The organism is Mycolicibacterium komossense (assembly GCF_025822605.1).
Taxonomy (GTDB): domain Bacteria; phylum Actinomycetota; class Actinomycetes; order Mycobacteriales; family Mycobacteriaceae; genus Mycobacterium; species Mycobacterium komossense.
Genome location: NZ_JACKTY010000035.1, coordinates 1 through 22,971, shown reverse-complemented (window position 1 = coordinate 22,971; position 22,971 = coordinate 1). Strand labels below are relative to the sequence as shown.

22 protein-coding genes and 1 pseudogene are annotated in these 22,971 nt (G+C 66.1%); 17 read left to right on the top strand and 6 right to left on the bottom strand.

Going from position 1 to position 22,971, the window contains the following annotated elements:
• Nucleotides 1-48: 48 nt before the first annotated feature.
• The 8 genes from H7J73_RS22650 (at nt 49) to pdxT (ending at nt 6,893) form a co-directional block, all read left to right on the top strand.
• Nucleotides 49-582: an ATP adenylyltransferase gene (locus H7J73_RS22650; protein ID WP_276031664.1), complete on the top strand. Its 534-nt coding sequence runs from the start codon at nt 49-51 to the stop codon at nt 580-582.
• Complete coding sequence (gene pgsA, locus H7J73_RS22645; protein ID WP_308207442.1) at nt 579-1,253, top strand: phosphatidylinositol phosphate synthase; 675 nt, start codon at nt 579-581, stop codon at nt 1,251-1,253. Before H7J73_RS22650 ends, pgsA begins: the two co-directional genes overlap by 4 nt.
• Nucleotides 1,253-2,227 (top strand): phosphatidylinositol mannoside acyltransferase, encoded by a 975-nt coding sequence (locus H7J73_RS22640; RefSeq protein WP_264069952.1) that lies wholly within the window; start codon nt 1,253-1,255, stop codon nt 2,225-2,227. Before pgsA ends, H7J73_RS22640 begins: the two co-directional genes overlap by 1 nt.
• Entirely contained in the window at nt 2,227-3,390 is a 1,164-nt protein-coding gene (locus tag H7J73_RS22635; RefSeq protein ID WP_264069951.1) for a glycosyltransferase family 4 protein, read from the top strand. Before H7J73_RS22640 ends, H7J73_RS22635 begins: the two co-directional genes overlap by 1 nt.
• Nucleotides 3,390-4,454, top strand: coding sequence for an NUDIX hydrolase (locus H7J73_RS22630; protein WP_264069950.1), 1,065 nt, complete (start codon nt 3,390-3,392; stop codon nt 4,452-4,454). The genes H7J73_RS22635 and H7J73_RS22630 overlap by 1 nt, the downstream gene beginning before the upstream one ends.
• Before the next feature lie 79 nt (nt 4,455-4,533).
• Entirely contained in the window at nt 4,534-5,454 is a 921-nt protein-coding gene (gene pdxS, locus H7J73_RS22625) for a pyridoxal 5'-phosphate synthase lyase subunit PdxS (RefSeq protein ID WP_264069949.1), read from the top strand.
• 9 nt (nt 5,455-5,463) lie between these two features.
• Nucleotides 5,464-6,309 carry an acyl-CoA thioesterase II gene (gene tesB / locus H7J73_RS22620; RefSeq protein ID WP_264069948.1) on the top strand — a complete coding sequence of 282 codons (846 nt, stop codon included), beginning with the start codon at nt 5,464-5,466 and terminating at the stop codon, nt 6,307-6,309.
• Nucleotides 6,306-6,893, top strand: coding sequence for a pyridoxal 5'-phosphate synthase glutaminase subunit PdxT (gene pdxT / locus H7J73_RS22615; RefSeq protein WP_264069947.1), 588 nt, complete (start codon nt 6,306-6,308; stop codon nt 6,891-6,893). The genes tesB and pdxT overlap by 4 nt, the downstream gene beginning before the upstream one ends.
• Nucleotides 6,894-6,942: 49 nt before the next feature.
• On the opposite strand, the gene H7J73_RS22610 is transcribed toward pdxT, so the two are convergent.
• Entirely contained in the window at nt 6,943-8,658 is a 1,716-nt protein-coding gene (locus H7J73_RS22610; RefSeq protein ID WP_264069946.1) for a CocE/NonD family hydrolase, read from the bottom strand.
• Nucleotides 8,659-8,821: 163 nt separating this feature from the next.
• Between H7J73_RS22610 and H7J73_RS22605 the strand changes: the two genes are divergently transcribed.
• On the top strand, nt 8,822-9,577 hold the full coding sequence (locus H7J73_RS22605; protein WP_264069945.1) for a YebC/PmpR family DNA-binding transcriptional regulator: 756 nt from the start codon (nt 8,822-8,824) through the stop codon (nt 9,575-9,577).
• 3 nt (nt 9,578-9,580) lie between these two features.
• Here H7J73_RS22605 and H7J73_RS22600 read toward each other — a convergent pair whose 3' ends face one another.
• Nucleotides 9,581-9,901 (bottom strand): hypothetical protein, encoded by a 321-nt coding sequence (locus H7J73_RS22600; protein WP_264069944.1) that lies wholly within the window; start codon nt 9,899-9,901, stop codon nt 9,581-9,583.
• Nucleotides 9,902-10,113: 212 nt separating this feature from the next.
• On the opposite strand from H7J73_RS22600, the gene H7J73_RS22595 reads away from it, so the two are divergent.
• The 5 genes from H7J73_RS22595 (at nt 10,114) to H7J73_RS22575 (ending at nt 13,214) form a co-directional block, all read left to right on the top strand.
• Complete coding sequence (locus tag H7J73_RS22595; RefSeq protein ID WP_264069943.1) at nt 10,114-10,461, top strand: hypothetical protein; 348 nt, start codon at nt 10,114-10,116, stop codon at nt 10,459-10,461.
• A gap of 82 nt (nt 10,462-10,543) precedes the next feature.
• Complete coding sequence (ruvC, locus tag H7J73_RS22590) at nt 10,544-11,110, top strand: crossover junction endodeoxyribonuclease RuvC (protein WP_264069942.1); 567 nt, start codon at nt 10,544-10,546, stop codon at nt 11,108-11,110.
• Complete coding sequence (gene ruvA / locus H7J73_RS22585) at nt 11,107-11,700, top strand: Holliday junction branch migration protein RuvA (RefSeq protein WP_264069940.1); 594 nt, start codon at nt 11,107-11,109, stop codon at nt 11,698-11,700. Before ruvC ends, ruvA begins: the two co-directional genes overlap by 4 nt.
• Nucleotides 11,697-12,773, top strand: coding sequence for a Holliday junction branch migration DNA helicase RuvB (gene ruvB, locus H7J73_RS22580; protein WP_264069939.1), 1,077 nt, complete (start codon nt 11,697-11,699; stop codon nt 12,771-12,773). Before ruvA ends, ruvB begins: the two co-directional genes overlap by 4 nt.
• Before the next feature lie 54 nt (nt 12,774-12,827).
• Nucleotides 12,828-13,214 (top strand): DUF1304 domain-containing protein, encoded by a 387-nt coding sequence (locus tag H7J73_RS22575; RefSeq protein ID WP_264069938.1) that lies wholly within the window; start codon nt 12,828-12,830, stop codon nt 13,212-13,214.
• On the opposite strand, the gene car is transcribed toward H7J73_RS22575, so the two are convergent.
• A complete protein-coding gene (gene car / locus H7J73_RS22570; RefSeq protein WP_264069937.1) occupies nt 13,211-16,726 on the bottom strand; it encodes a carboxylic acid reductase in 3,516 nt (1,171 codons plus the stop codon). The two genes, H7J73_RS22575 and car, sit on opposite strands and share 4 nt — an antisense overlap.
• 279 nt (nt 16,727-17,005) lie before the next feature.
• Between car and H7J73_RS22565 the strand changes: the two genes are divergently transcribed.
• Entirely contained in the window at nt 17,006-17,653 is a 648-nt protein-coding gene (locus H7J73_RS22565) for a hypothetical protein (RefSeq protein ID WP_264069936.1), read from the top strand.
• A gap of 64 nt (nt 17,654-17,717) precedes the next feature.
• Here the strand turns inward: H7J73_RS22565 and H7J73_RS22560 are convergent, their stop codons facing one another.
• The 3 genes from H7J73_RS22560 to H7J73_RS22550 form a co-directional block, all read right to left on the bottom strand.
• The gene (locus H7J73_RS22560) at nt 17,718-19,151 is read right to left on the bottom strand and encodes an aminobutyraldehyde dehydrogenase (protein ID WP_264069935.1); all 1,434 of its coding nucleotides are present in this window, start codon (nt 19,149-19,151) and stop codon (nt 17,718-17,720) included.
• 14 nt (nt 19,152-19,165) lie between these two features.
• Nucleotides 19,166-20,506, bottom strand: coding sequence for a 4-aminobutyrate--2-oxoglutarate transaminase (gene gabT, locus H7J73_RS22555; RefSeq protein WP_264069934.1), 1,341 nt, complete (start codon nt 20,504-20,506; stop codon nt 19,166-19,168).
• Nucleotides 20,507-20,700: 194 nt separating this feature from the next.
• Nucleotides 20,701-21,489 carry a nitroreductase family protein gene (locus tag H7J73_RS22550; RefSeq protein WP_308207441.1) on the bottom strand — a complete coding sequence of 263 codons (789 nt, stop codon included), beginning with the start codon at nt 21,487-21,489 and terminating at the stop codon, nt 20,701-20,703.
• A 107-nt stretch (nt 21,490-21,596) separates the two neighbouring features.
• On the opposite strand from H7J73_RS22550, the gene yajC reads away from it, so the two are divergent.
• Together yajC and H7J73_RS22540 are read left to right on the top strand one after the other, a co-directional pair.
• On the top strand, nt 21,597-21,971 hold the full coding sequence (gene yajC, locus H7J73_RS22545) for a preprotein translocase subunit YajC (protein WP_264069933.1): 375 nt from the start codon (nt 21,597-21,599) through the stop codon (nt 21,969-21,971).
• Nucleotides 21,972-22,091: 120 nt separating this feature from the next.
• A pseudogene (locus tag H7J73_RS22540) lies at nt 22,092-22,971 on the top strand (protein translocase subunit SecD); the annotation flags it as partial.

Here is a 22,971-nt window from a genome sequence, read left to right as displayed (position 1 = left end):
GAGCGGGCCTCCAGCGAGGCTAGCCCCGAAGACACCGCCCCGGACACGCTGATCGATCAGGGCGTCGGTGAACCCGACCATCTGCAGCGATTGTGGACGCCGCACCGGATGAGCTACATCGCCGAGTCGCCGACCCGCAAGGACTCCTCTGCGCCCGCGCAGCCGTTCACCGACATCCCGCTTCTGCCGGACGAAGACGGCCTGGTGGTCGCCCGTGGTGAACTGGTCTACGCCGTGCTCAACCTGTACCCGTACAACCCGGGGCATCTGATGGTCGTCCCGTACCGGCGGGTTTCCGAGCTGGAAGACCTGACCGATGCCGAGAGTGCCGAGCTGATGGCGTTCGCGCAGCAAGCGATTCGCGTGATGAAGGCCGTGTCCCGGCCCGACGGTTTCAATGTCGGCCTCAACCTCGGCAAGTCGGCCGGCGGATCGCTGGCCGAGCACCTGCACATGCACGTGGTGCCGAGGTGGGGCGGCGACGCCAATTTCATCACCATCATCGGCGACTCGAAGATCATCCCGCAGCTGCTGCGGGACACCCGCGCCCTGCTGGCGACCGAATGGGCGCGGCAACCGTGAGTGATTTCTACCTGATGACCCGGGCGGCCTACGCGAAGCTCAGCGGGCCGTTGGCCAAGGCTGCGCTGCGGGTGGGGTTCACGCCCGACAGCATCACGATCATCGGCACCGCGGGCACCGTCATCGCCGCGCTCACCCTGTTCCCGATGGGGCAGCTGTGGTGGGGAGCATTCACCGTCTTCATCTTCGTGCTCGCCGACATGCTCGACGGGGCGATGGCCCGCCAGAGCGGCGGGGGCACCGCCTTCGGGGCGGTGCTCGATGCGACCTGCGACCGGATCGGTGACGGCGCGGTGTTCTGCGGGCTGCTGTGGTGGGCCGCGTTCGGCATGCGCAGCACCTCGCTGGTGGTCGCCACCATGATCTGTCTGGTCACCTCGCAGGTCATCTCGTACATCAAGGCGCGCGCCGAGGCCAGCGGCCTGCGCGGTGACGGCGGGTTGATCGAACGCCCGGAACGGCTGGTCATCGTGCTGGCCGGCGCGGGCCTGTCCGGCGTGTGGTTCTTGCACATCCCCTGGCTGATTCACGTCGCGATGTGGGTGCTGGCGGCCGCCAGCCTGCTGACCTTGGCCCAGCGCCTGCACAGCGTGCGAGTATCACCAGGGGCGATGGACGCGCTACCGTCGGCCGCGCCGGTCGCCGAGGACACCACAGAGGGCGAATCCTGATGTCGGTCCCGTCGGGGGGAGGAACAGGGCTTTCTGCGGGCGTGGGTTCCGTGCAGAGCCGGCCGCCGTTGTCCGAACGGTTCAGTGACTGGGGCTATGCGGCAGGCTGGCAGTTGGTGCGTGCGCTGCCGGAGTTCGCCGCCCGCAACGCCTTCGAGGCCGGTGCGCTCTTCGCGGCCCGCGGTGGCGGCCCCGATCAGCTGCGCAAGAACCTGGCCCGGGTGGTTGGCGTCGCGCCCGCGCAGGTGCCGGATTCGTTGATCCGCGACTCGCTGGCCTCTTACGCCAGGTACTGGCGCGAGGCGTTTCGGCTGCCGTCGATGGACATGGCCAAGCTGGCCCCGCGGATCGAGCCGTGTCTGTGGAACCGTAACCACATCGACGACGCGCTGGCCGCGGGCCACGGTGCGATCCTGGCGTTGCCGCACAGCGGGAACTGGGATATGGCCGGAGTATGGGTCGTCCAGCATTACGGCCCGTTCACCACCGTCGCGGAACGGCTCAAACCTGAGTCGCTCTATCAGCGGTTCATCGACTACCGCGAGACATTGGGCTTCGAGATGCTGCCGCTGACCGGGGGAGAGCGCCCACCGTTCGAGGTGCTGGCCGAACGACTGCGCGACAACCGCATCATCTGCCTGATGGCCGAGCGCGACCTCACTCGCAAAGGTGTCGAGGTCGACTTCTTCGGCGAGCCGACGTTGATGCCGGCTGGTGCGGCGAAGCTGGCCATCGAAACCGGTGCCGCACTGTTGCCGGTGCACTGTTACAACACAGCCGACAGTTGGGTTTTCGACGTCTCGGGGCCGCGCGACACCGGCTCGGGCGATGTCGGCGTCATCACCCAGGCGCTTGCGGACAGCTTCGCCGCGGGCATCGCGGCACATCCCGCGGACTGGCACATGATGCAACCCCAGTGGCTCGCCGATCTGTCCGTGGAAAAGCAGGCCAGGTTGCGGGAAGTCGACCCGTAATGCGGATCGGCATGGTGTGCCCGTACTCCTTCGACGTACCAGGCGGGGTCCAGTCGCATGTGCTGCAACTCGCCGAGGTGATGCGGACCAGGGGGCACGATGTCAGTGTGCTGGCCCCCAGCTCACCCCATGTCGACCTGCCCGACTACGTGGTTTCCGGCGGCAAGGCCGTACCCATTCCCTACAACGGGTCGGTGGCTCGGCTGCGCTTCGGGCCCGCGACGCATCGCAAGGTCAAGAAGTGGCTCGCCGAGGGCGAGTTTGATGTACTGCACCTGCACGAGCCCAATGCGCCGAGCCTGTCGATGCTGGCCCTGATGATCGCCGAGGGGCCGATCGTCGCGACGTTCCACACCTCCACCACAAAGTCGTTGACGCTGAGCGTCTTTCAGGGCATCTTGCGGCCCTGGCACGAGAAGATCGTCGGTCGGATCGCGGTATCGGACCTGGCGCGGCGCTGGCAGATGGAAGCCCTGGGTTCCGACGCGGTCGAGATTCCCAACGGTGTGGACGTCGCGTCGATCGCCGGTGCTCCGTGCCTCGACGGCTATCCGCGGACGGGAAAGTCGGTGCTGTTCCTGGGCCGCTTCGACGAGCCCCGCAAAGGGATGGCGGTGCTACTGGGGGCACTCCCGCAGCTGGTAGCGCAGTATGCCGATATCGAGATCCTGATCGTCGGTCGCGGTGATCAAGACGAATTATCCAGCGCGGCAGGCGAACTGGCTGGGCATCTACGTTTCCTCGGTCAGGCCGACGATGCTGTCAAGGCATCCGCGCTGCGCAGTGCCGACGTGTACTGTGCACCCAACACCGGCGGCGAGAGCTTCGGCATCGTGCTGGTCGAGGCGATGGCCGCGGGCACTCCGGTGGTGGCCAGCGACCTGGACGCGTTCCGGCGCGTGCTGCTCGACGGCGCCGCCGGATCCTTGGTCCCGGTAGATGATTCGGCGGCGCTGGCGCAGGCGCTGATCGACGTGCTCGGCGACGACACCGTCGCCCGCCGCTTTATCGACACGGCCGCCCGTGCGGTGCAGCGCTACGACTGGTCGGTGGTGGCGCAGCAGATCATGCGGGTCTACGACACGGTCGCCGGTTCCGGGAGCAAGGTAACAGTGGCGGGCGGGACGGCGGGCAGGAGCGAAGCGACCCGGGGGAGAAGTTGATGGTGTGGCTCATCGCGGCGGCCATCGTCGCCGTCCTGTTCGTGGCAATGGTTGGCGTCTGGGCCTTTCAGACGGCCAACCGGCTCGACCGTCTGCACGTTCGCTACGACCTGTCCTGGCAGGCGCTCGACGGTGCGCTGGGCCGGCGCGCGGTGGTCGCCCGCGCTGTCGCGCTCGACGCGTACGGCGGGGTGCCGGAGGGCAGAGTGTTGACGGCGCTTGCCGACGCCGCCGAGCGCGCGCCCAGGGCCGGTCGGGAAAACGCCGAGAACGAATTGTCTGCGGCACTGTCGGCAGTGCAGGTGGCCAGGCTGCCTGCGGCGCTGGTCGGAGAACTGGCCGACGCCGAGGCGCGGGTGCTGCTGGGGCGGCGGTTCCATAACGACGCGGTCCGCGACACCCTGGCGTTGCGGGAACGGCCGGTGGTCCGCCTGCTCCGGCTCGGTGGGCGAGCGCCGCTGCCGACCTATTTCGAGATCGCTGAACGACCCTTCCAAGCCGACCTGGCCTCCCACGACCTGCCGACCGCGGACCTGCGGACCTCGGCCCGCCTGGTGCTCCTCGACGAGGACGACCGGGTGCTGCTGTTCTGTGGATCCGATCCGGCCATCACCGACGGCAGCGCCCGCAGATGGTGGTTCACCGTCGGCGGCCAGGCGCTCGACGGAGAGCGACTGGCCCAGGCGGCTGTGCGTGAACTCGCCGAGGAAACCGGTTTGGCCGTGCATCCCACCGACCTGATCGGGCCCATCTGGCGCCGTGACGCGGTGATCGACTTCAACGGCACGGTCATGCGCAGTCAGGAGTTCTTCTTCGTCTACCGGACCACGCACTTCGAACCGTCGGCGGCGGGGCGCACGGCCCTGGAGCAGCGCTACATCCACGGCCACCGGTGGTGTGACGCCGAGACCATCGCCGAGTTGGCCGCAGCGGGCGAGACCGTCTATCCATTGCAGCTCGGAGAGCTGTTGGGTTCGGCGGTCGACGTTGCTGAAACCAAGGCCGGCCTCCGCGAGGAGGCGCCGATCATCGGCACGCAACAGGAGCTCCTGGCCATTCGCTGAGTCGGTCACTGACCAGGGGAGAAATCAGCTTGCTGTGCACCACTAGACTGGCTCGGTACCAATACAAGGAGAGATAGCAGTGGATACCGCCGCGCATTCGAATGGATCGGCCGGTAGCGGTCAAACGGGGACCTCCCGGGTTAAACGGGGTATGGCGGAAATGCTCAAAGGTGGCGTCATCATGGACGTCGTCACCCCTGAGCAGGCCCGCATTGCCGAGGGAGCCGGTGCTGTCGCCGTGATGGCGCTCGAGCGGGTTCCTGCCGATATCCGGGCCCAGGGTGGGGTATCGCGGATGAGCGATCCCGACATGATCGAGGGCATCATCGCCGCGGTCACGATTCCGGTGATGGCCAAGGCCCGGATCGGGCATTTCGTGGAGGCCCAGATCCTGCAGAGCCTGGGTGTGGACTACGTCGACGAGTCCGAGGTGCTGACCCCGGCCGATTACACCCACCACATCGACAAGTGGAAGTTCACCGTGCCGTTCGTGTGCGGTGCCACCAACCTGGGTGAGGCGTTGCGCCGTATCACCGAGGGCGCGGCGATGATTCGCTCCAAGGGTGAGGCCGGCACGGGAGATGTGTCCAATGCGACCACCCATATGCGGTCCATCGGTGGCGAGTTGCGGCGGTTGTCCTCCTTGAGTGAGGACGAGCTGTATGTGGCGGCCAAGGAGTTGCAGGCCCCCTATGACCTCGTCGTGGAGGTGGCCCGCGCCGGTAAGTTGCCGGTGACGCTGTTCACCGCGGGTGGGATTGCGACCCCGGCGGATGCGGCGATGATGATGCAGCTCGGCGCCGAGGGCGTGTTCGTCGGGTCCGGGATTTTCAAGTCCGGTGATCCTGCGCAGCGGGCGGCGGCCATCGTCAAGGCCACCACGTTCTACGACGACCCCGATGTGTTGGCCAAGGTGTCACGCGGGCTGGGCGAGGCAATGGTCGGTATCAACGTGGAGGAGATTGCGGAGCCGCACCGACTCGCCCAACGCGGCTGGTAACCGGCGCCGATGGCGATCGAACAGATCCTCGATCTTGAACAGCTCGAGGTCAATATTTTTCGTGGCCGCGTACACGCCTCCGCACCCGGGCTGAACAACAGGACTTTCGGCGGCCTGGTCGCCGGGCAGTCGCTGGTATCGGCGGTGCGTACCGTCGGCGAGGAGTACATCGTGCATTCGCTGCACGGGTATTTCCTGCGACCCGGTGATCCCAAGGTACCCACGGTGTTTCTCGTCGAGCGACTGCGCGACGGGGGCTCGTTCGTCACCCGGCGGGTCAGCGCCGTGCAGCATGGCGAAACCATCTTCTCGATGTCGGCGTCGTTCCAGACCGACCAGGAAGGTATCCACCACCAGGATGCGATGCCGGTCGGGCCCGGTCCCGACGACCTGGAGGAGATCCGCGCGTTACGACTGTTCGAGGATGAGGGCTTCCGCCAGTTCGAAGAGTGGGACCTGAGGATCGTGCCCCGCGATCAGCTGGAGAAGACACCGGGCAAGGCGTCTCAGCAGCGGGTCTGGTTCCGCCACCGCGACCCGCTGCCCGACGATCCGGTTTTGCACATCTGCGCGCTGGCGTACATGAGCGACCTGACGCTGTTGGGCTCGGCGCAGGTGAACCATCCCGTCGAACGTGATCATCTGATGATTGCGTCGCTGGATCACGCGTTGTGGTTCATGCGGCCATTCCGGGCCGACGAATGGCTGCTGTATGACCAGTCGTCTCCTTCGGCGTGCGCCGGTCGCGCGCTGACCCAAGGCAAGATCTACACCCGCGAGGGGGAGATGGTCGCCGCGGTCATGCAGGAGGGTCTGACCCGGTATCAGCGCGGCTACCAGCCGCCCCCGGCATGAGTGCGTCGCATCGCGTGGGTGTCCTTGCCCTGCAAGGGGACACGCGCGAACATCTGGCCGCCTTGGAGGAGGCCGGCGCCCAAGCGCTGACGGTGCGCAGGCGTGCCGAGCTGGAGTCGATTGACGGCCTGGTCATTCCAGGCGGTGAATCGACCACCATGAGTCATCTACTCCGTGAGTTCGAGCTGCTCGGACCCCTGCGGGCCCGGCTGGCCGAGGGGATGCCCGCCTATGGCTCCTGCGCCGGCATGATCCTGCTGGCGACGGAGATCTTGGATGCCGGCGTCCCGGGGCGCGAGGCCGTGCCATTGGCGGGTATCGACATGACGGTGCGCCGCAACGCTTTTGGTCGTCAGGTGGATTCCTTCGAAGGCGATATCGACTTCACCGGACTGGATTCTTCAGTGCACGCCGTCTTCATCAGGGCGCCCTGGGTGGAGCGCGTGGCCGAGCACGTCGAGGTGTTGGCTCGCGCCGCCGGTCACCCCGTCGCAGTGCGTCAGGGCAAGGTGCTGGCGACGGCATTTCATCCGGAGATGACCGGCGACCGTCGCGTCCACAAGCTATTCGTCGACATGCTCTGAGTGATTTCGGCGTGTTCGTTCGCGCTGAGCGCGCCTGAACACGCCGAAATCACATGACGAGCGGCAGCAGTAGCCGCGAAGACGAGCGCACCGTATTGAGGCTGCTGGTGCCGACGCTGGCGTGCCGGAAATTCATGATGGCAGGCATTTCGGGGTCCTGGTCGTCGCTGGTGAGCACCAGCCGGATACGATCGCCGACCTCGAATCGACGTGCGTTGGCCACCAACGGAATCCGGTACTCGACATCCTCGCCGATGGGAACGGCCGTCGCGGTCCGGCAGGGCAGCACCGGCGCGCCCGGGGTGCTCGCGGCTTCGTCGACCTCGCGCAGCGACGCCCGCAGCCAGCCAGCCGTCACCTCGGCGGTGGCGCCGTCCGCCGCCACGCGCTGCAGCGTCGCCATCCAGGCGGTGTCGGCGGCGGTCGCCGACGCAACGAGTCGCAGCTCGATATCGCCGACCACATCGACAGTCTCGGTCAACGGTGCAGTGGTCCACGACAGCATGGCGGGCGGATCGATGGCGCTGGGCCTGGCGCGTGACAACCCGCCACCCAACACCATGTATTCGCGGGAGCCGGGCGTGCCCTCGTGGGCGGCCAGGGTGCCGTCGGCGCACAGTGCCCATTCGCTCAAAGATGTTCCGGCGGGAGGCCATTGGTCGGCGGTGCGCCATTGGTCGGTGCCCGGCAGGACATAGCGGATCGGCGGGCCGGCCATGACGCCGGTGTCGCGGCCCTTGAGCCAGTGGTCGAACCAGGCCAGGGCCTCGGTGTGCAGGCTCTCCCATGGCCAGGTCAGCCCGAACTGCCCCAGCATGGCGATCCGGACATTCGGGTTGTCCGCCAACGCTTTCCACGCCACGAATGTCGAGGGCAGATGCAGCGGGACGTTCTCCCAGTCGCAGCCGAGGTAGACCGGGATGTCGATTCGGTCGAGTAGCGGGGTGAGATCCCGGTCGTCCCACCACTGGTCGCGGGTGGGGTGTTTGACGGCGATGTCGAGCCACAGGTCATCCCACGGGTGCGGGTCGTGGGGGAGTTTGAGCATCTGGCGCAGGATCGTGAGCGACGCCTCCCCGTTCATAGTGGCGAACTTCCGGTGCAGCGGCGGGGTGTGCAACACCGTGCGGGCGAGGTCGACGGGCTGGCTGCGCCAGAAGCCGTCGCTGCGGTCCGATGTGAGGCCTGCCATCGACAGGAACGGTGTGACAAAGGACGAACTCATCAGGCCGTGATGGGTGGCCGCGTCGTACAGGTCGGCGGTGACGGCCACCGGGAAGATCGCTTTCAGATGCGGCGGACGTTCGACAGCGGCTTCGAGTTGGGTCATGGCGAAGTAGCTGATGCCGATCATGCCGACGTTGCCGTCGCACCAGGGCTGGGCGGCGACCCATTCGACGAGGTCGTACATGTCGCGGCGTTCCTGGGCGTCGAAGAAGCCGAAGGTGCCTCCCGAACCGCCGGTGCCGCGGACGTTGGCGATCACATGGGCGTATCCGCGAGACACCCAGAAGGGGGTGTTGCCGGCCTCAATGAACCCCATCGGCGCACCGAGGTCCTGGATCTGCCGCGGATAGGGCGACGCGGCGATCAGTGCCGGGTACCGGCCGCCGGCGTCCGGCCGGTGGACGTCGGCCAGCAGGGTGACGCCGTCGCGCATGCCGATCTCGACGTTGTTGTCGTGCCGGCGGCGATGCGCGGGCTCGCTGAGGTTCGCGTACTCCCGACTCGTTGTCTGCGGACCGTTCAGTCGTCCTTCGCTCATCGGTTTCACGCTACGATGAAATTAGTTTCAACACAAGATGAGATTCACGGTCGGGTGAAATTTCTCTGGCGGCTTTTCGTCGAGGGTGACCTCGGGCGGTGGCTGAGTCCACGTAGACTCGACGGTCAGTCTTCGCAGTTGACCGAAAGTGAGTAGTACCTGCATGAGCGGCCATTCCAAGTGGGCGACCACCAAGCACCAGAAGGCCGTCAAGGACGCGCGCCGCGGCAAGGAGTTCGCGCGCCTCATCAAGAACATCGAGGTGGCCGCGCGTACCGGTGGCGGTGACCCCGCTGGCAACCCCACGCTCTATGACGCCATCCAAAAGGCCAAGAAGACGTCGGTACCCAACGACAACATCGAGCGGGCCCGAAAGCGTGGAGCCGGTGAGGAAGCCGGTGGCGCCGACTGGCAGACCATCATGTACGAGGGCTACGGCCCCAATGGTGTTGCGGTCCTCATCGAATGCCTGACCGACAACAAGAATCGCGCGGCGGGTGAGGTGCGCGTCGCGATGACGCGCAACGGCGGCAACATGGCCGACCCTGGTTCGGTGTCCTACCTGTTTCACCGCAAGGGCATCGTCCTGCTGGAGAAGAACAGCCTGACCGAGGACGACGTTCTGCTGGCTGTGCTCGACGCCGGTGCGGAGGAAGTCAATGACCTCGGCGATACCTTCGAGGTGATCTCGGAACCGACCGATTTGGTCGCCGTGCGCACCGCGTTGCAGGATGCCGGCATCGACTACGAATCGGCGGAGGCCAGTTTCCAGCCTTCGGTGAGCGTGCCGTTGGACGTCGAAGGTGCCCGCAAGGTATTCAAGCTGGTCGACGCCCTAGAGGACAGCGACGACGTACAGAACGTCTGGACCAACATCGACCTGGCTGAGGATGTGCTGGCGGCGCTCGACGAGGAGTGACGGTCAGCGGTGTCCGCCACCGCCGCCGGAGCCTTGGCCGCCGCCAGCGCCACCGGTGCCGCCACCTTGGTGGCCCCCGTTGAACAGCCCGCCCAGATCGATGGCGGGTCCGTAGAGGAACGGATATCCGTACTGCGGATAAAAGGTGGTTCCGCCCGTCGTCGGATTGAGCTGAACGTTGCCGGGCGTCTGGCAGATGGTGCTGTTCCCGCTCGGATTACTGCACTCCAGATGGTCTTCGGCGCCCGCAACGGGGGCAAGGACCATTGCTGCGGCCGCACCCGCTGCCAGGACTGACGCGATCAGGCGAAACTTCTTGGTCATGGACTCTCCTAAAAAGGGTGCAGCGCTGAGGAGTCGCCAATGCTTCCCAATCTTGGTGTGAGTTCGGTTCAGATGGTCAGAAATCCACCAATTGCTCGCGCTGTCCGCTCCGGCTGATCGAGGCACGCTGATCTCGGCTCTGGAGGGTGTCGTGCTCACCGCCGCCGGCGCGCTCGTGGGCGTCGAATGGCGGTGCGATTTACAGTGGGTGCGTGCCAGAATTTCGTGATGACGCCGGGGTCCGTTGGCGAGTGCGCAGGCGCTGGCTGCCCCTGCTGACCGTGCTGGATGCGGCGTCGAACGACTTCGGCGTCTTCAGCACGCTGGCGTTGTTGGTCGCGATCCCGATGCTGCTGGTGTGGCCGTTCTGGCTGCTGGCGAAGCTCTGCGGTGTGAAGTGGAAAGTGGTCACCGAACGCGACGGCACCGAAGTCGCCGTCGAGAAGGTCAAGGGCTATCGCGCCTCGAGGCGGCGTATCGACGAGATCGTGGCAGGCGTGCGCGCCAAGGGCCGAGCGGAGACCGGTGAGCCACAATCTGGTGCCATCGAGTTGACCTGATCCGGGTATGTCGTTACACCGCGGTGTCGGCGCCAGCCGCTAAGGTATCGAACAGCTGTTCGGGCCGTAGAGGGAGCTTCAGGTGCGCGTGATGGGAGTTGATCCCGGGTTGACGCGCTGCGGGCTGTCGGTCATCGAGAGCGGCCGCGGCCGCCAGGTGATCGCATTGGACGTTGACGTTGTTCGGACCCCGGCCGGTGATCCGCTGCAGCACCGCCTGCTGGCGATCAGTGACACCGTCGAATACTGGATGGACACCCACATCCCGGACGTCATCGCCATCGAGCGCGTGTTCGCCAACCAGAACGCGAACACGGCGATGGGTACCGCCCAGGCAGGCGGCGTGATCGCCCTCGCCGCGGCCAGGCGCGATATCGACGTGCATTTCCACACCCCCAGTGAGGTCAAGGCGGCGGTCACCGGCAACGGACGCGCGGATAAGGCGCAGGTGACCGAGATGGTGACAAGAATCCTTGCGTTGCAACAGAAGCCGACGCCAGCTGATGCTGCTGATGCGCTGGCGCTGGCCATCTGCCACTGCTGGCGCGCACCGATGATCGCCAGAATGGCTGCGGCGGAAGCGATGGCTGCCGAACAGCAGAAGAAGTTCCAGGCAACCCTGAAAGCGAAAGCGAAGGCGGCCCGATGATCGCCTCCGTTCGTGGCGAGGTAATCGATATTGCGCTTGATCACGCCGTCATCGAGGCGGCAGGGGTCGGCTACAAGGTGATGGCCACGCCGTCAACACTGGCAACGCTGCGCCGTGGGGCCGAGTCCCGGCTGATCACGGCGATGATCGTGCGCGAGGACTCCCAGACGCTGTACGGGTTCGACGAAGCCGACGCGCGGGACCTGTTCCTGACACTGCTCGGAGTCTCCGGGGTCGGGCCCAAGATCGCCTTGGCGACCTTGGCGGTCTATGACGGACCGACGTTGCGTCAGGTGTTGGTCGACGGCGACGTGGCCGCACTGACCCGGGTGCCGGGGATCGGTAAGCGCGGCGCCGAGCGCATAGTGCTCGAACTACGCGACAAGGTCGCCGCGGCGGGGACCGCGGCGGGTGCGACCGCCGGCACTGGCCATGGGATGCGCGGCCTGGTCGTGGAAGCCCTTGTCGGTCTTGGGTTTCCAGCCAAGCAGGCCGAAGACGCCACCGATTCGGTGCTGGCGCTCGATGATGCCGCGACCACCTCCAGCGCGCTGCGTTCGGCGCTGTCGCTGCTGGGGAAGACGAAGTGAGCCGATTCGAGCCCGATCTCGACGACGGTGAAGCCGGCGATGACAACCGGGAGGTCTCGCCGGCGCTGACGGTGGGCGAAGGCGATGTCGATGCCAGTCTTCGACCGAAGACACTCAAAGAATTCATCGGTCAGGCGCGGGTGCGGGAACAGTTGTCGCTGGTTCTGGAGGCCGCCAAGAATCGAGGCGGTACCCCGGACCACATCCTGCTGGCGGGCCCGCCTGGGCTGGGAAAGACATCCCTGGCGATGATCATCGCCGCCGAAATGGGCACCTCCTTGCGGGTCACGTCCGGGCCGGCCCTCCTCCGCGCGGGTGATCTGGCCGCGATGCTCTCCAACCTCGTCGAACACGATGTGCTGTTCATCGACGAGATTCACCGCATCGCCAGGCCCGCCGAGGAGATGCTGTACCTCGCGATGGAGGACTTCAGGGTCGACGTCGTCGTCGGCAAAGGTCCTGGAGCGACGTCGATCCCGCTTGAGGTCGCGCCGTTCACCCTGGTCGGTGCCACCACCCGCTCCGGTGCGCTGACCGGGCCGCTGCGGGATCGCTTCGGGTTCACCGCCCAGATGGACTTTTACGAGCCCGCTGATCTGGAACGCGTGCTGGCCCGGTCAGCGGGCATCCTCGGCATCGAGTTCGAATCCGATGCCGGCGCCGAGATCGCGCGACGGTCCCGCGGCACCCCGCGTATTGCGAACCGGCTGCTGCGCCGCGTCCGCGACTATGCCGAGGTCCGAGCCGACGGGATCATCACTCGCGCGGTCGCGAAGGCGGCGCTGGCGGTATACGACGTCGACGAACTCGGCCTGGACCGGCTCGACCGCGCTGTCCTGTCTGCCCTCACGCGGAGTTTCGGTGGGGGACCGGTTGGCGTGTCCACCCTGGCCGTTGCGGTCGGGGAGGAACCCACCACTGTGGAGGAGGTCTGCGAACCGTTTCTGGTGCGCGCCGGGATGGTTGCCAGAACGCCGCGCGGGCGGGTCGCGACGGCCCTGGCGTGGACGCATCTTGGCATGACCCCCCCGCCGCGTGCCGCCGGACTCGGTCAACACGGCTTGTTCGAGTAACACCTGACTTATGCTTCGCTGACTCGAGACCGAACCCGAGAGCGCAGGAATCTGATGATCATTGCCGCACTGATCTTCGCGGGGCTGGCTGCCGCCCTGCATGTGTACATCTTCGTGATGGAGTCGTTCACCTGGACCACGCCACGGACGCGCGCGACGTTCGGCACCACTGCCGAAGAGGCGGAAACCACCAAGCTATTGGCGTTCAACCAGGGGTTCTACAACCTGTTCCTGGCTATCGTCGCCGCGATCGGCATCGCTGCGCTTGCGACGGGTCACGTTGGCGTCGGTGCCGCGCTGGTCTTCGCCGGTGTCGGTTCGATGGCCGCCGCCGCGGCGGTGTTGCTGGCGTCGTCACCGGAAAAGGCCCGATCGGCGTTGATCCAGGGCACTTTTCCGGTGATCGCAGTGATCCTGCTGGTAATTGGACTGCTGTTTTAGAGCAGACCCAGCAGCTCCAGGTTGGTGATGTACTTGACGATGACCGGCGCCGTGATGTGCGGAATATCCTTGTCCGGGCCGATTTTCGCTTCCTGCACCGCGGCGCGGAACCGGTCGGTCGGGGCGATCGATCCGAGCATCGGATGTTCCGGCCGCTGGTAGTTGTGCAGCAGCGGCAGCAGAGAGGCCTGACGCTGCTTGTCCGGCAAGGCGCGCAGGGTGGTCTCGAACCGCTGCAACCAGCCGGCGTATTCGGGCACCCGGGTCAACGGGTAGCCGGCCTCGATGAGCCAGTCGACGAAGGTGTCCATGCTGATGCCGTCGTCGTAGGGGTTCATCACGTGATAGGTCTCGAAACCTTTCCGAACATTGGCGCCCAGTGTCGAGATGGCCTCGGCGATGAACTCCACCGGCAGGCCGTCATAGTGCGCCCGTTGCGGATTCCCGTCGGCGTCGAGTTCGTAGAACGACTTCGGGGCGACACCGGTGGCGACCAAGCTGAACATCATCCTGGTGAACATGTCGGGCAGGTTGAGCTGACCCGCATAGGTGGTGTCCGCCAAGATCATGTCGCAGCGGAACACCGACGCCGGCAACCCGAAGTGTTCGTTGGCTTCGCGTAGCAGCACCTCGCCGCCCCACTTGCTGTTGCCGTAACCGTTGGCGTAGCCGTCGTCGACCGTGCGGGTTGCGCTGACGACCCGGACGTCGGCGTCCTCGGTGTTGTCTGCGGGATTGATCCCTGCACCGACGGCGATCGTGGAGACGTAGACGAACGGCTTGATCTTCGTGGTCAGGGCGATGCGGATCAGTTCCGCAGTGCCGAGTACGTTGGGGCCGAACAGCTCGCTGTAGGGCAATACGTGGTTGACCAGCGCGGCCGGGTCGACGATCAGGTCGACAGTGTCGGCCAGCCGCTGCCAGGTTGCGTCGTCGAGGCCGAGGTTGGCTTCGCCCTTGTCGCCGGCAAGCACTTCGAGGTGCTCAGCGGCCAGTGTGTTGTAGTGCTCGAGCAGTGTCGGATCGCCGCTGTCGAACGTGGCATCCAACCGAGCCCGCGCTGCCTCGTCGGACTTGGCGCGGACCAAGCAGATCACCTTGCCGTCGACCATGTCCATCCGCTCCAGCCACTCCAGAGCCAGATACCGGCCGAGGAAGCCGGTCGCGCCGGTCAACAGGACGGTGCGCACCTCGGCCGGCGCCTCGGGCAATGACTTTGCCGCCGAAAGGATCTCGGCGTCAAGGAACTTGTCCAGCGTCAGGTCGGCGGCGTGCACCTCGGTGGCTTCCCTGCCATGCACCGCAGCGTAGGACGGCCGTTTGGCGCCGCCGCTACGTTCGGTTTCGATGTAGTCGGCGATGGCCTGCAGGTCCGAGGCCGGGCTGACGATCACACCGACCGGTACGTCGACATCGAAGATTTCGCGCAGCAGATTTCCAAAGGTCAAGGCGGACAACGAATCTCCACCCAGATCGGTGAACTGGGCATGCGGCTGCAGGTCGCCGGCCGCCGCGCCGAGCAGCGCGCCCGCGGCGCGGCTGACGGTGTCCAGGACAGAACCGCTGACACCGCTCTGGCGCAGGGCGCGCAACTCGTTGGCCTGCCCGTCGGCGAGATCGACGTAGAGCTGTTCCAGCTCTGCCCCGTAGCGCTCTTTCAGCTTGGGCCACGCCAGCTTGCGGATTCCCGTCAGCAGACCGTTCTCCATGCTGAAAGGTGTTGTCTCGATCAGTAAGTCGCGGGGAACTTCGTACGACTGCAGTCCAGAGGCGCGGGCGGCCTCCTTGAGGGAATCGCTGATCTGCGATTTCAGTGCGTCGGGCGCGTAGCTGTCCAGCGCCTCCTGGCTGGGGACCACGACCGCCAGCAGGTACGGGCGGGCGCTGTTGCCGTAGATGTAGATCTGGTGCACCAGCGGGCTGTCATTGAACGCCGCCTCCAGCTTGGAGACGGTGACGAACTCACCTTGGGACAGTTTGAGGACATTGTTGCGACGATCGACATAGACCAGGTGATCCGGTGCAGGCTCGGCCACGATGTCACCGGTGCGATAGAACCCGTCCTCGTCGAACATCTCTGCGGTGATCTCCGGCCGTTTGTAGTAGCCGGGGAACAGCTGCTCGGACTTCACCAGCAGCTCGCCGCGCGGATGCGGCTTGTCGGTGTGGAAATAGCCCAGCTCGGGGACGTCGACGAGCTTGTAGTCGATGACCGGTGGGCGCCGGACCTGGCCGTCGACGAAGACCGCGCCAGCCTCGGTGGACCCATAGCCCTCCATCAGGTGCATGTCGAGGAAGGTTTCGACCCAGGTCTTCAGCTCGGGCGAGATGGGCGCGGAACCGGTGACAGCGGTGACGAACCGGCCGCCGAGCAGGCGCTGGCGCAGATCGGCGAGCAATTGCGGGTCATCGTTCGCCACTCCGCGACGATCGGCCTCGCTCTGCGCCTCCTGGAACAGCATGTCCCAGATTCGCGGCACGAAATTGAGCTGCGTCGGGCGGGCGAGCGCGAGATCGTCGAGGAATGTCGACAGGTCGCTCTTGGCGGCGAAGTAGACGGTACCGCCGGCGGCCAGGGTGCCGTAGAGGATCCCACGGCCCATCACGTGGCTCATCGGCAGGAAACTCAGGCTGATACCGGGGAGGGCACCCTGGTTCTCGTCCCAGTGCGAATTCGCGTTGGCCCGCCACATGTTGGCGACCTTGGATTCGGGATAGATCGCACCCTTCGGGGCACCGGTGCTGCCCGAGGTGTAGATCAGCAGTGCGATCGCGTCGGCGTCGTCATTGGCACCGGCCGTCGCAGGTGTGTGCGAGATGGCGGCGCCGCGGGCCAGCACGTCGGCCAGGGTCTCGACCACCACGGCGCTGCCGTCCTTCGCGAGCTGGGCCTTGGCGTCGTCGAACGCCTCGCGCTGGTGATCGATCTCGGGATGGAAGTCGAAAACGACGAGCCGGGCCGGGGTGGCCGCGCCGCTGCGGATCAGTTCCACGGCGTCGTCAAGATAGTCGATGCTGGACGCGATGACGCTGGGCTCGGTCTCGGTGACGATCGGCTGCAGTTGGGCGACGGGAGCGCTGGTCTGCAGCGGTACCGACACTGCGCTCAGTTGTGTCAGAGCGGTGTCGATGGTGGTGTAGTCGACGCTGGTGAACCCGAGAATGGCAACTCGGTCGCCAGCGTGAATGGGGTCGTCGCGAAGCGCGTCTGCAAACTTGGCGACGCGTTGTCCGAGCTCCCCGTAGGTGATGGTCTCGAAGTGCGGCAGCAACTCGGCGGAGGTGCGACCCGTCAGCGGATCGTCGATGAAGCGGATCGCGCGCTGTCCCAGCGCCGGGCGTTCGGCATATCCGTCGAGTACGGCTTGCACAATCTGCGGCAGTGGAAGGCCTGGTTGATCGACGGCGGCATTGACCGCGTCACTCGGCCGGGCATCAGCGAACTGCTGGTCAGTGGCATATAGATCTTCGATGCGGCGCGCAAGCCGCTCTTCACGCGTATCAGTCGACATCACAAATCCCCTGCGCTAATCATTAGGTAGTAGTGGCGCAACTCCGCGCCCGACTGAAACTACGTTAGCAAATCTAAGTTTATTCCTTGGTATCGCCGCGCTGTCAATGCGCTGTGAAAGCTGCCATTGTGGCGGCGGTCACAGCAAACAGTCTGTTAGGCACGACGATCGCGCCTACAACGCCAGGAGAATGCCGGCACGAACTCGTCCATCCTGGGCTGGCTCAGTTAGGGCAGAAGTCTGCGTGGGTATGCACTGCGCAACGACGGGAGAATTCTCATGACAGGTTTCGAAACCGGACGGCGTGTCCGTGGGGGTGCGATGCAGATACCGCGGAGCCGCGGCGCGGCCAGCGGATTGTTGCTGATCGTATTGGGTGTCTGGGGGGCGTTGATCCCGTTCGTCGGGCCATACTTCGATTTCGCCTACTCCCCGGCGCAGCCCTGGGTATGGACCGAAGCAAGAGGGTGGCTCGAGGTGTTGCCCGCTCTCGTGGCGGTGGTTGGTGGGTTCCTGCTTCTGACGTCGCGGAACCGGGCGACCGCCATGCTGGGCGGCTGGCTCGGCGTCATCGCCGGGGCATGGTTCGTCATCGGTCGCGCCTCCGCCCAGGCGCTCACCATTGGTGACATCGGCGTGCCGTCGGCAACAACACCCGCCAAGACCGCGGTGCTCGAGCTGGCATTCTTCTCGGGTATCGGCGCGTTGATGATCTTTCTGGCCGCCGCGGCTGTCGGTCGGCTGTCGATCCGCAGCCTGCGCGACATCGGATACGCGCAGCGCTTCGCCGACACCGGTGCACAGCCGGTGGTCGTCGAGCCCGAACCGGTCCTCGACCACGAGGCCGAGGAGGTCCCGCGCCGCCAGCGGTCGCCACGGCATTGGGGCGATATCCTTCGCCGCAGACACACACCCATCGCGCACTGACCGTAGTGATTTCGGCGTGCTCGTCAGCGCTCAGCGCGACTGGGCACGCCGAAATCCCTTGTCGCTAGCCGGTGTACACCATCACGTGCTTGATGCGGGTGTAATCCTCGAGGCCGTACATCGACAAGTCCTTGCCATGGCCAGATGATTTGAAACCGCCGTGCGGCATCTCGGCAACCAACGGGATATGGGTGTTGATCCACACGCAGCCGAAGTCCAGCGCATTGGACATCCGGATCGCGGTCGAGACGTCCTTTGTCCACACCGACGACGCCAACGCGAACTCGACACCGTTGGCCATCGTGAGTGCCTCGACTTCGTCGGTGAAGCTCTGCACTGTGATCACCGGCCCGAAGATCTCGGTCTGAATCATCCTGTCGTCCTGCTTGAGGCCGCCGACGACGGTCGGTGCGACGTAAAAGCCGGTGTCGCCCCGGCGTTTCCCCCCGACGGCGACGTGCGCGTGGTCGGGGACATCCTCGAAGAAACCGAGCACCCGGTCCATCTGGTCGGCGTTGTTAACCGGGGGCACCCAGGCTTCCTCGTCGTCGACCGCCTTGCCGAAGGTGGTTACGGCGGCCTTTGCCTGCTCGGCCAGTGCCGCAGTCAGCTCGTCGACGATCGAGGCGTGTGCGAGCACCCGGGTGGCCGCCGTGCAGTCCTGGCCGGCGTTGAAATACCCTGCGGCGGCAATACCTTCAGCCGCGGCGGCGATATCGGCGTCACCGAAGACAACCACCGGCGCCTTGCCGCCGAGTTCCAGATGCGTGCGTTTGAGGTGCCCGCCGGCGCTGACCGCCACGGCGCGCCCGGCCGCCACCGACCCGGTGATCGAGACCATCTGCGGCGTCGGATGCGCGACGAGAGCGGCACCGGTCACCCGGTCACCGGTGATGACGTTGAGCACACCGGGCGGAAAGTGATTGGCCGCCAATTCGGCCAGCATCACCGTGGTCACCGGCGTGGTGTCACTGGGCTTGATCACCACGGTGTTGCCCGCGGCGACGGCGGGGCAGAACTTCCAGATCGCCATCATCATCGGGTAGTTCCACGGCGCGACCTGTCCGATGACGCCGACCGGTTCGCGGCGGATCCAGGACGTGTGACCCGCCAGGTACTCGCCGGCCGACTTACCCTCCAGGATGCGGGCGGCACCCGCGAAGAACCGGATCTGGTCGATCATCGGCGGAATCTCTTCGGCCCTGGTCACGTGGTTGGGCTTGCCGGTGTTGCGGCCCTCGGCGGCGACCAGTTGATCGGCCGCTTTCTCGACGTCGTCGGCGAATCCCAGCAGTGCCTTCTGCCGGTCGGCTGGTGTGGTGCGCTTCCAATCCGTGAATGCCCTGGCGGCTGCGGCATAGGCATTGTCGATGTCCTGCTCGTTCGACACCGGCGCGCTGCCGTAGTGCTCGCCGGTGGACGGATCCACCAGCGGCATCGTCCCGCCGGTCACCGAATCGACGAGCCGCCCGTCGATGAAATTCTGGACCGTGGTCACCGTCCCCCCCTGGACTAGAGGTCGGCCAGCAGCAGCGCCAGTACGTCGAGGCCTTCTTCCAACAACTCGTCACTGATCGTCAGTGGGGGCAGGAAGCGCAGGATGTTGCCGTAGGTGCCACAGGTCAGCACGATCACACCGGCAGCATGCGCGGCGGTGCTCAGCTCCTTGGCAAGTTCCGGGTTCGGTTCGTCGGTGCCAGATTTCACCAGCTCGACGGCGATCATCGCGCCACGTCCGCGAACGTCACCGATCCGTTCGTCCTCGGCCTGCAGACGGCCCAGGCGCGCCTTCATCAGTCGCTCGATTTCTCCGGCACGTTCCACCAGGCCATCGGCTTCGATCGTCTCCATCACCGCCAGCGCCGCGGCGCAGGCGATGGGGTTGCCACCATAGGTGCCGCCGAGGCCGCCGACGTGTGGGGCGTCCATGATCTCGGCCCGGCCGGTGACCGCCGACAGGGGGAGCCCGCCGGCGATGCCCTTGGCCGTGACGATGAGATCAGGCTCGATGCCCTCGTGCTCGCAGGCGAACATCGCTCCGGTGCGGGCGAATCCGGTCTGAACTTCGTCGGCGATGAACACCACGTCGTTCTGCCGACACCACTCGAGCAGGGCGGCGAGGAATCCCTCGGCAGGCACGATGAACCCGCCTTCACCTTGAATGGGTTCGATGATGATGGCGGCGAGGTTGCCCGCACCGATCTGCTTGTCGATGACGTTGATGGCGCGCTTGGCGGCCAGCTCGCCGTCGGTGCCCCACTCCTTGTCGATCAGTCCGTCCCGGTACGGGTAGGACAGCGGAGCGCGATAGATCTCCGGGGCGAACGGACCGAAACCACTCTTGTAGGGCATCGATTTCGCGGTCAGCGCCATCGTCAGGTTGGTGCGGCCGTGGTAGCCGTGGTCGAACGCGACGATCGCGGATTTCTTGGTATAGGACCGCGCGATCTTGATCGCATTCTCCACTGCTTCCGAGCCGGTGTTGAAGAGCGCGGAACGCTTTTCGCCGGATCCCGGGGTCAGTCGGTTGAGCTGCTCGCAGACCGAGACGTACCCGTCATACGGCGTGACCATGAAACAGGTGTGGGTGAATTCGGCCACCTGGTCCTGGACGGCGCTGACGACTCTGGGGGAGGAGTTGCCCACGGTCGTCACTGCGATTCCGGAGCCGAGGTCGATCAGCCGGTTGCCGTCGACATCCTCAACGATGCCGCCAGACGCCCGCTGGGCGAACACCGGCATGGTGGTGCCGATACCGCGGGACACTGCGGTGGTCTTGCGCTTGGTCAGCTCCAACGAGCGCGGGCCCGGGATCTCCGTGGCCAGCAGCCGGCTCTGTTCAAGGGTGGTCACGTATTGGCTCCTGTCGGCGTCAGCTCGATGGTCGACACCATGACTTGGGCATGACGAAAGTCAGCGGTCAGGGTCGACAGTTGAGCCTAGTCGGACGGGCAAGTTGCGCCAACGGGATCCCCCGTCGCTGACGAAAACCCCTACGGATTCCGAACTCGAGCACCCCATGTGGCTCCGTATTCAGCTGTGGTGGGCTAGCCCGACGCTCGGAAGGGGGCGCCGTCGACGCGATCGACGGTGGTGAACGCGTCGACAGTCGCTCGGCGCAACCGTCGGGGTTGCCTCACTGGATACCCCAGCGCGATCACCGCGGCCAACGCCAGCGGGTCCTGCGCCCCCAACAGTGTCTTGACGGCCGCTTCCTCGCGGGTCGCCATTGTGGTGATGACGCCGCCGAGGCCTTCCTCGCGACCGGCCAGCAGGACGTTCCAGGCGAAGGGGTAAATCGACGCGCCGCCCACCACCCCGTAGCGGCCGAGGTCGCGGTCGGTTGCCGCCAACAGGGACATGTCGGCGAACAGCGCCAGCACGACGGGCGCCCGGTCGAGGTGCTCGGCCATTCCCGGGTTGGCGGCAGACTCGGCCGCAATGCCGGGGAAGGCTGCCAGGGCGATCTTTTCGGCCTCAGGGTCGTTGGTCGGAGCCCAGGGGCGCAGTCCCGCCTTGGCCATCGCCAGGTAGTCATACCAGCCACGAAGGTAAAGGTCCCGAAGCTGAGCGCGCAGTCCTAGGTCGCGCACAACGACCACCCGCCAGGACTGGGCGTTACCGCCGCTCGGGGCGAATCGGGCGTTGTCGAGGACGCGATGCAGGACATCGTCGTCGACCTCTTCGTCGGTGAACTCGCGCACGGCTCCCGTGGTCCGCAACGCTTCGATCAGCTCCATCCGGCCATCCTCATCGCCCGCAGAAGGCGGGGCAACAGCGAAGCGCGGAGAGTCCAGCAGGCGGTACCGGTCGGAGCTGAGGGCCCGCAATGGCACACTGGTCACCTAGGAGGCGCCGTGACCTGCCGGTCCGGTAGCCGTGCCTCAGGAAATAGCGCGACTATCCCGATAAGCCACGAGACGGCTAGAGAGACAGAGTTCCCATGGATTTGGCCATCATGCTTCCCCTGCTGATTGCCTTCGGCGCCTTGATCTTCTTCAATTCTCGCCGGCAGAAGAAGGCCATGCAGAAGACGATCAACCTGCATGACTCCCTGCAGGTCGGCGACGCGGTGCACACCACGTCAGGTTTGAAAGCGACCATCGCCGGTATCACCGATGACTACGTCGACCTGGAGATTGCTCCCGGTGTCGTCACCACCTGGATGAAACTGGCCATTCGCGATCGCATCGAACCGGAAACGGCCGATGACGATCTTCTCGACGACGCGCCCGAGTCGTCACGGGCCACTGAAATCACCGAAAGCACCGGTGTAGCCCCGGCCGCTTCCGACCCGGACCGGCTGACCAAAGACTGATCGTCAGGATCAGCACGTACCCTTTGCGGTGCTGCACGGCTCCTGGCCGCTGCGAGCCCACCATGGCGCGGATGCGCAAGCAGGTCACGCCTGCCATGAACTCGGAGGAGACACAACAACGTGGCATCGTCTACGGCGCCGGTGCACCCGTACCGCTGGCTGACGCTGTTTCTGGTCCTGCTCATCGGCGCCTACCTGCTGGTGTTCCTGACCGGAGACAAGCAGGCCAAGCCAAAACTTGGCATTGACCTGCAGGGCGGTACTCGCGTCACACTGACAGCGCGTACACCCGACGGCTCGGCGCCCACCCGTGAGGCGTTGACGCAGGCGCAGCAGATCATCAGTTCCCGGGTCGACGGGCTCGGTGTATCGGGTTCCGAAGTCGTGATCGACGGCGACAACCTGGTCATCACCGTGCCCGGCAACGACAGCAGCGAGGCCCGCAACCTCGGCCAGACCGCGCGGCTGTACATCCGCCCGGTTGTCCACGCCGTGCCGGTCTCCCAGATTCAGGCGCCCACGGTCAACGGTGCGCCCGGTCAGGCGCCGCCGCCCGGACAAGCGCCGCCCGGCCTGCCGCCAGGTGCGGTGGGCCCCGGCGGTCAGGTGCCCCCCGGTGCCGGCGCGCCCGGTCAGCTGCCGCCCGGCGTGATCGCGGTTCCGCCAGGTGGGCAGGTTCCGCCTGGCGCGGTGCCGCTGCCAGTCCAGCCCGGATCCGTACCGGGTGCACCGCCCGCCGCCGAACAGCCGGCTCCGGGTGAGCAGTCGGCGCCGCCGGCGCAGCCGCGGCCGTATCCGTTGGCGCCAGGAGACCCCACGCCGCCGCCCGCCCCAGGCACCGAAGCACCCGCCTCGGGCACCGAGGCTCCGCCCGCGCCGGGCACCGAGGCTCCGCCCGCGCCGGGCGCCGAGGCTCCGCCAGCCGGTGCCCCCGCCCCGGGTGCGCCGCCACCAGCGGATCCCGCCGGGCCACCGGACCCGCGCAAGGATCTGGCGCAGC

Excerpts from the sequence above, each read along its gene's own strand:
- H7J73_RS22640 (WP_264069952.1), top strand. The coding sequence starts at position 1,253 with ATGTCGGTCCCGTCGGGGGGAGGAACAGGGCTTTCTGCGGGCGTGGGT.
- H7J73_RS22635 (WP_264069951.1), top strand. The coding sequence starts at position 2,227 with ATGCGGATCGGCATGGTGTGCCCGTACTCCTTCGACGTACCAGGCGGG.
- H7J73_RS22630 (WP_264069950.1), top strand. The coding sequence starts at position 3,390 with ATGGTGTGGCTCATCGCGGCGGCCATCGTCGCCGTCCTGTTCGTGGCA.
- tesB (WP_264069948.1), top strand. The coding sequence starts at position 5,464 with ATGGCGATCGAACAGATCCTCGATCTTGAACAGCTCGAGGTCAATATT.
- pdxT (WP_264069947.1), top strand. The coding sequence starts at position 6,306 with ATGAGTGCGTCGCATCGCGTGGGTGTCCTTGCCCTGCAAGGGGACACG.
- H7J73_RS22610 (WP_264069946.1), bottom strand. The coding sequence starts at position 8,658 with ATGAGCGAAGGACGACTGAACGGTCCGCAGACAACGAGTCGGGAGTAC.
- H7J73_RS22605 (WP_264069945.1), top strand. The coding sequence starts at position 8,822 with ATGAGCGGCCATTCCAAGTGGGCGACCACCAAGCACCAGAAGGCCGTC.
- H7J73_RS22600 (WP_264069944.1), bottom strand. The coding sequence starts at position 9,901 with ATGACCAAGAAGTTTCGCCTGATCGCGTCAGTCCTGGCAGCGGGTGCG.
- ruvA (WP_264069940.1), top strand. The coding sequence starts at position 11,107 with ATGATCGCCTCCGTTCGTGGCGAGGTAATCGATATTGCGCTTGATCAC.
- H7J73_RS22575 (WP_264069938.1), top strand. The coding sequence starts at position 12,828 with ATGATCATTGCCGCACTGATCTTCGCGGGGCTGGCTGCCGCCCTGCAT.
- car (WP_264069937.1), bottom strand. The coding sequence starts at position 16,726 with ATGTCGACTGATACGCGTGAAGAGCGGCTTGCGCGCCGCATCGAAGAT.
- H7J73_RS22565 (WP_264069936.1), top strand. The coding sequence starts at position 17,006 with ATGACAGGTTTCGAAACCGGACGGCGTGTCCGTGGGGGTGCGATGCAG.
- yajC (WP_264069933.1), top strand. The coding sequence starts at position 21,597 with ATGGATTTGGCCATCATGCTTCCCCTGCTGATTGCCTTCGGCGCCTTG.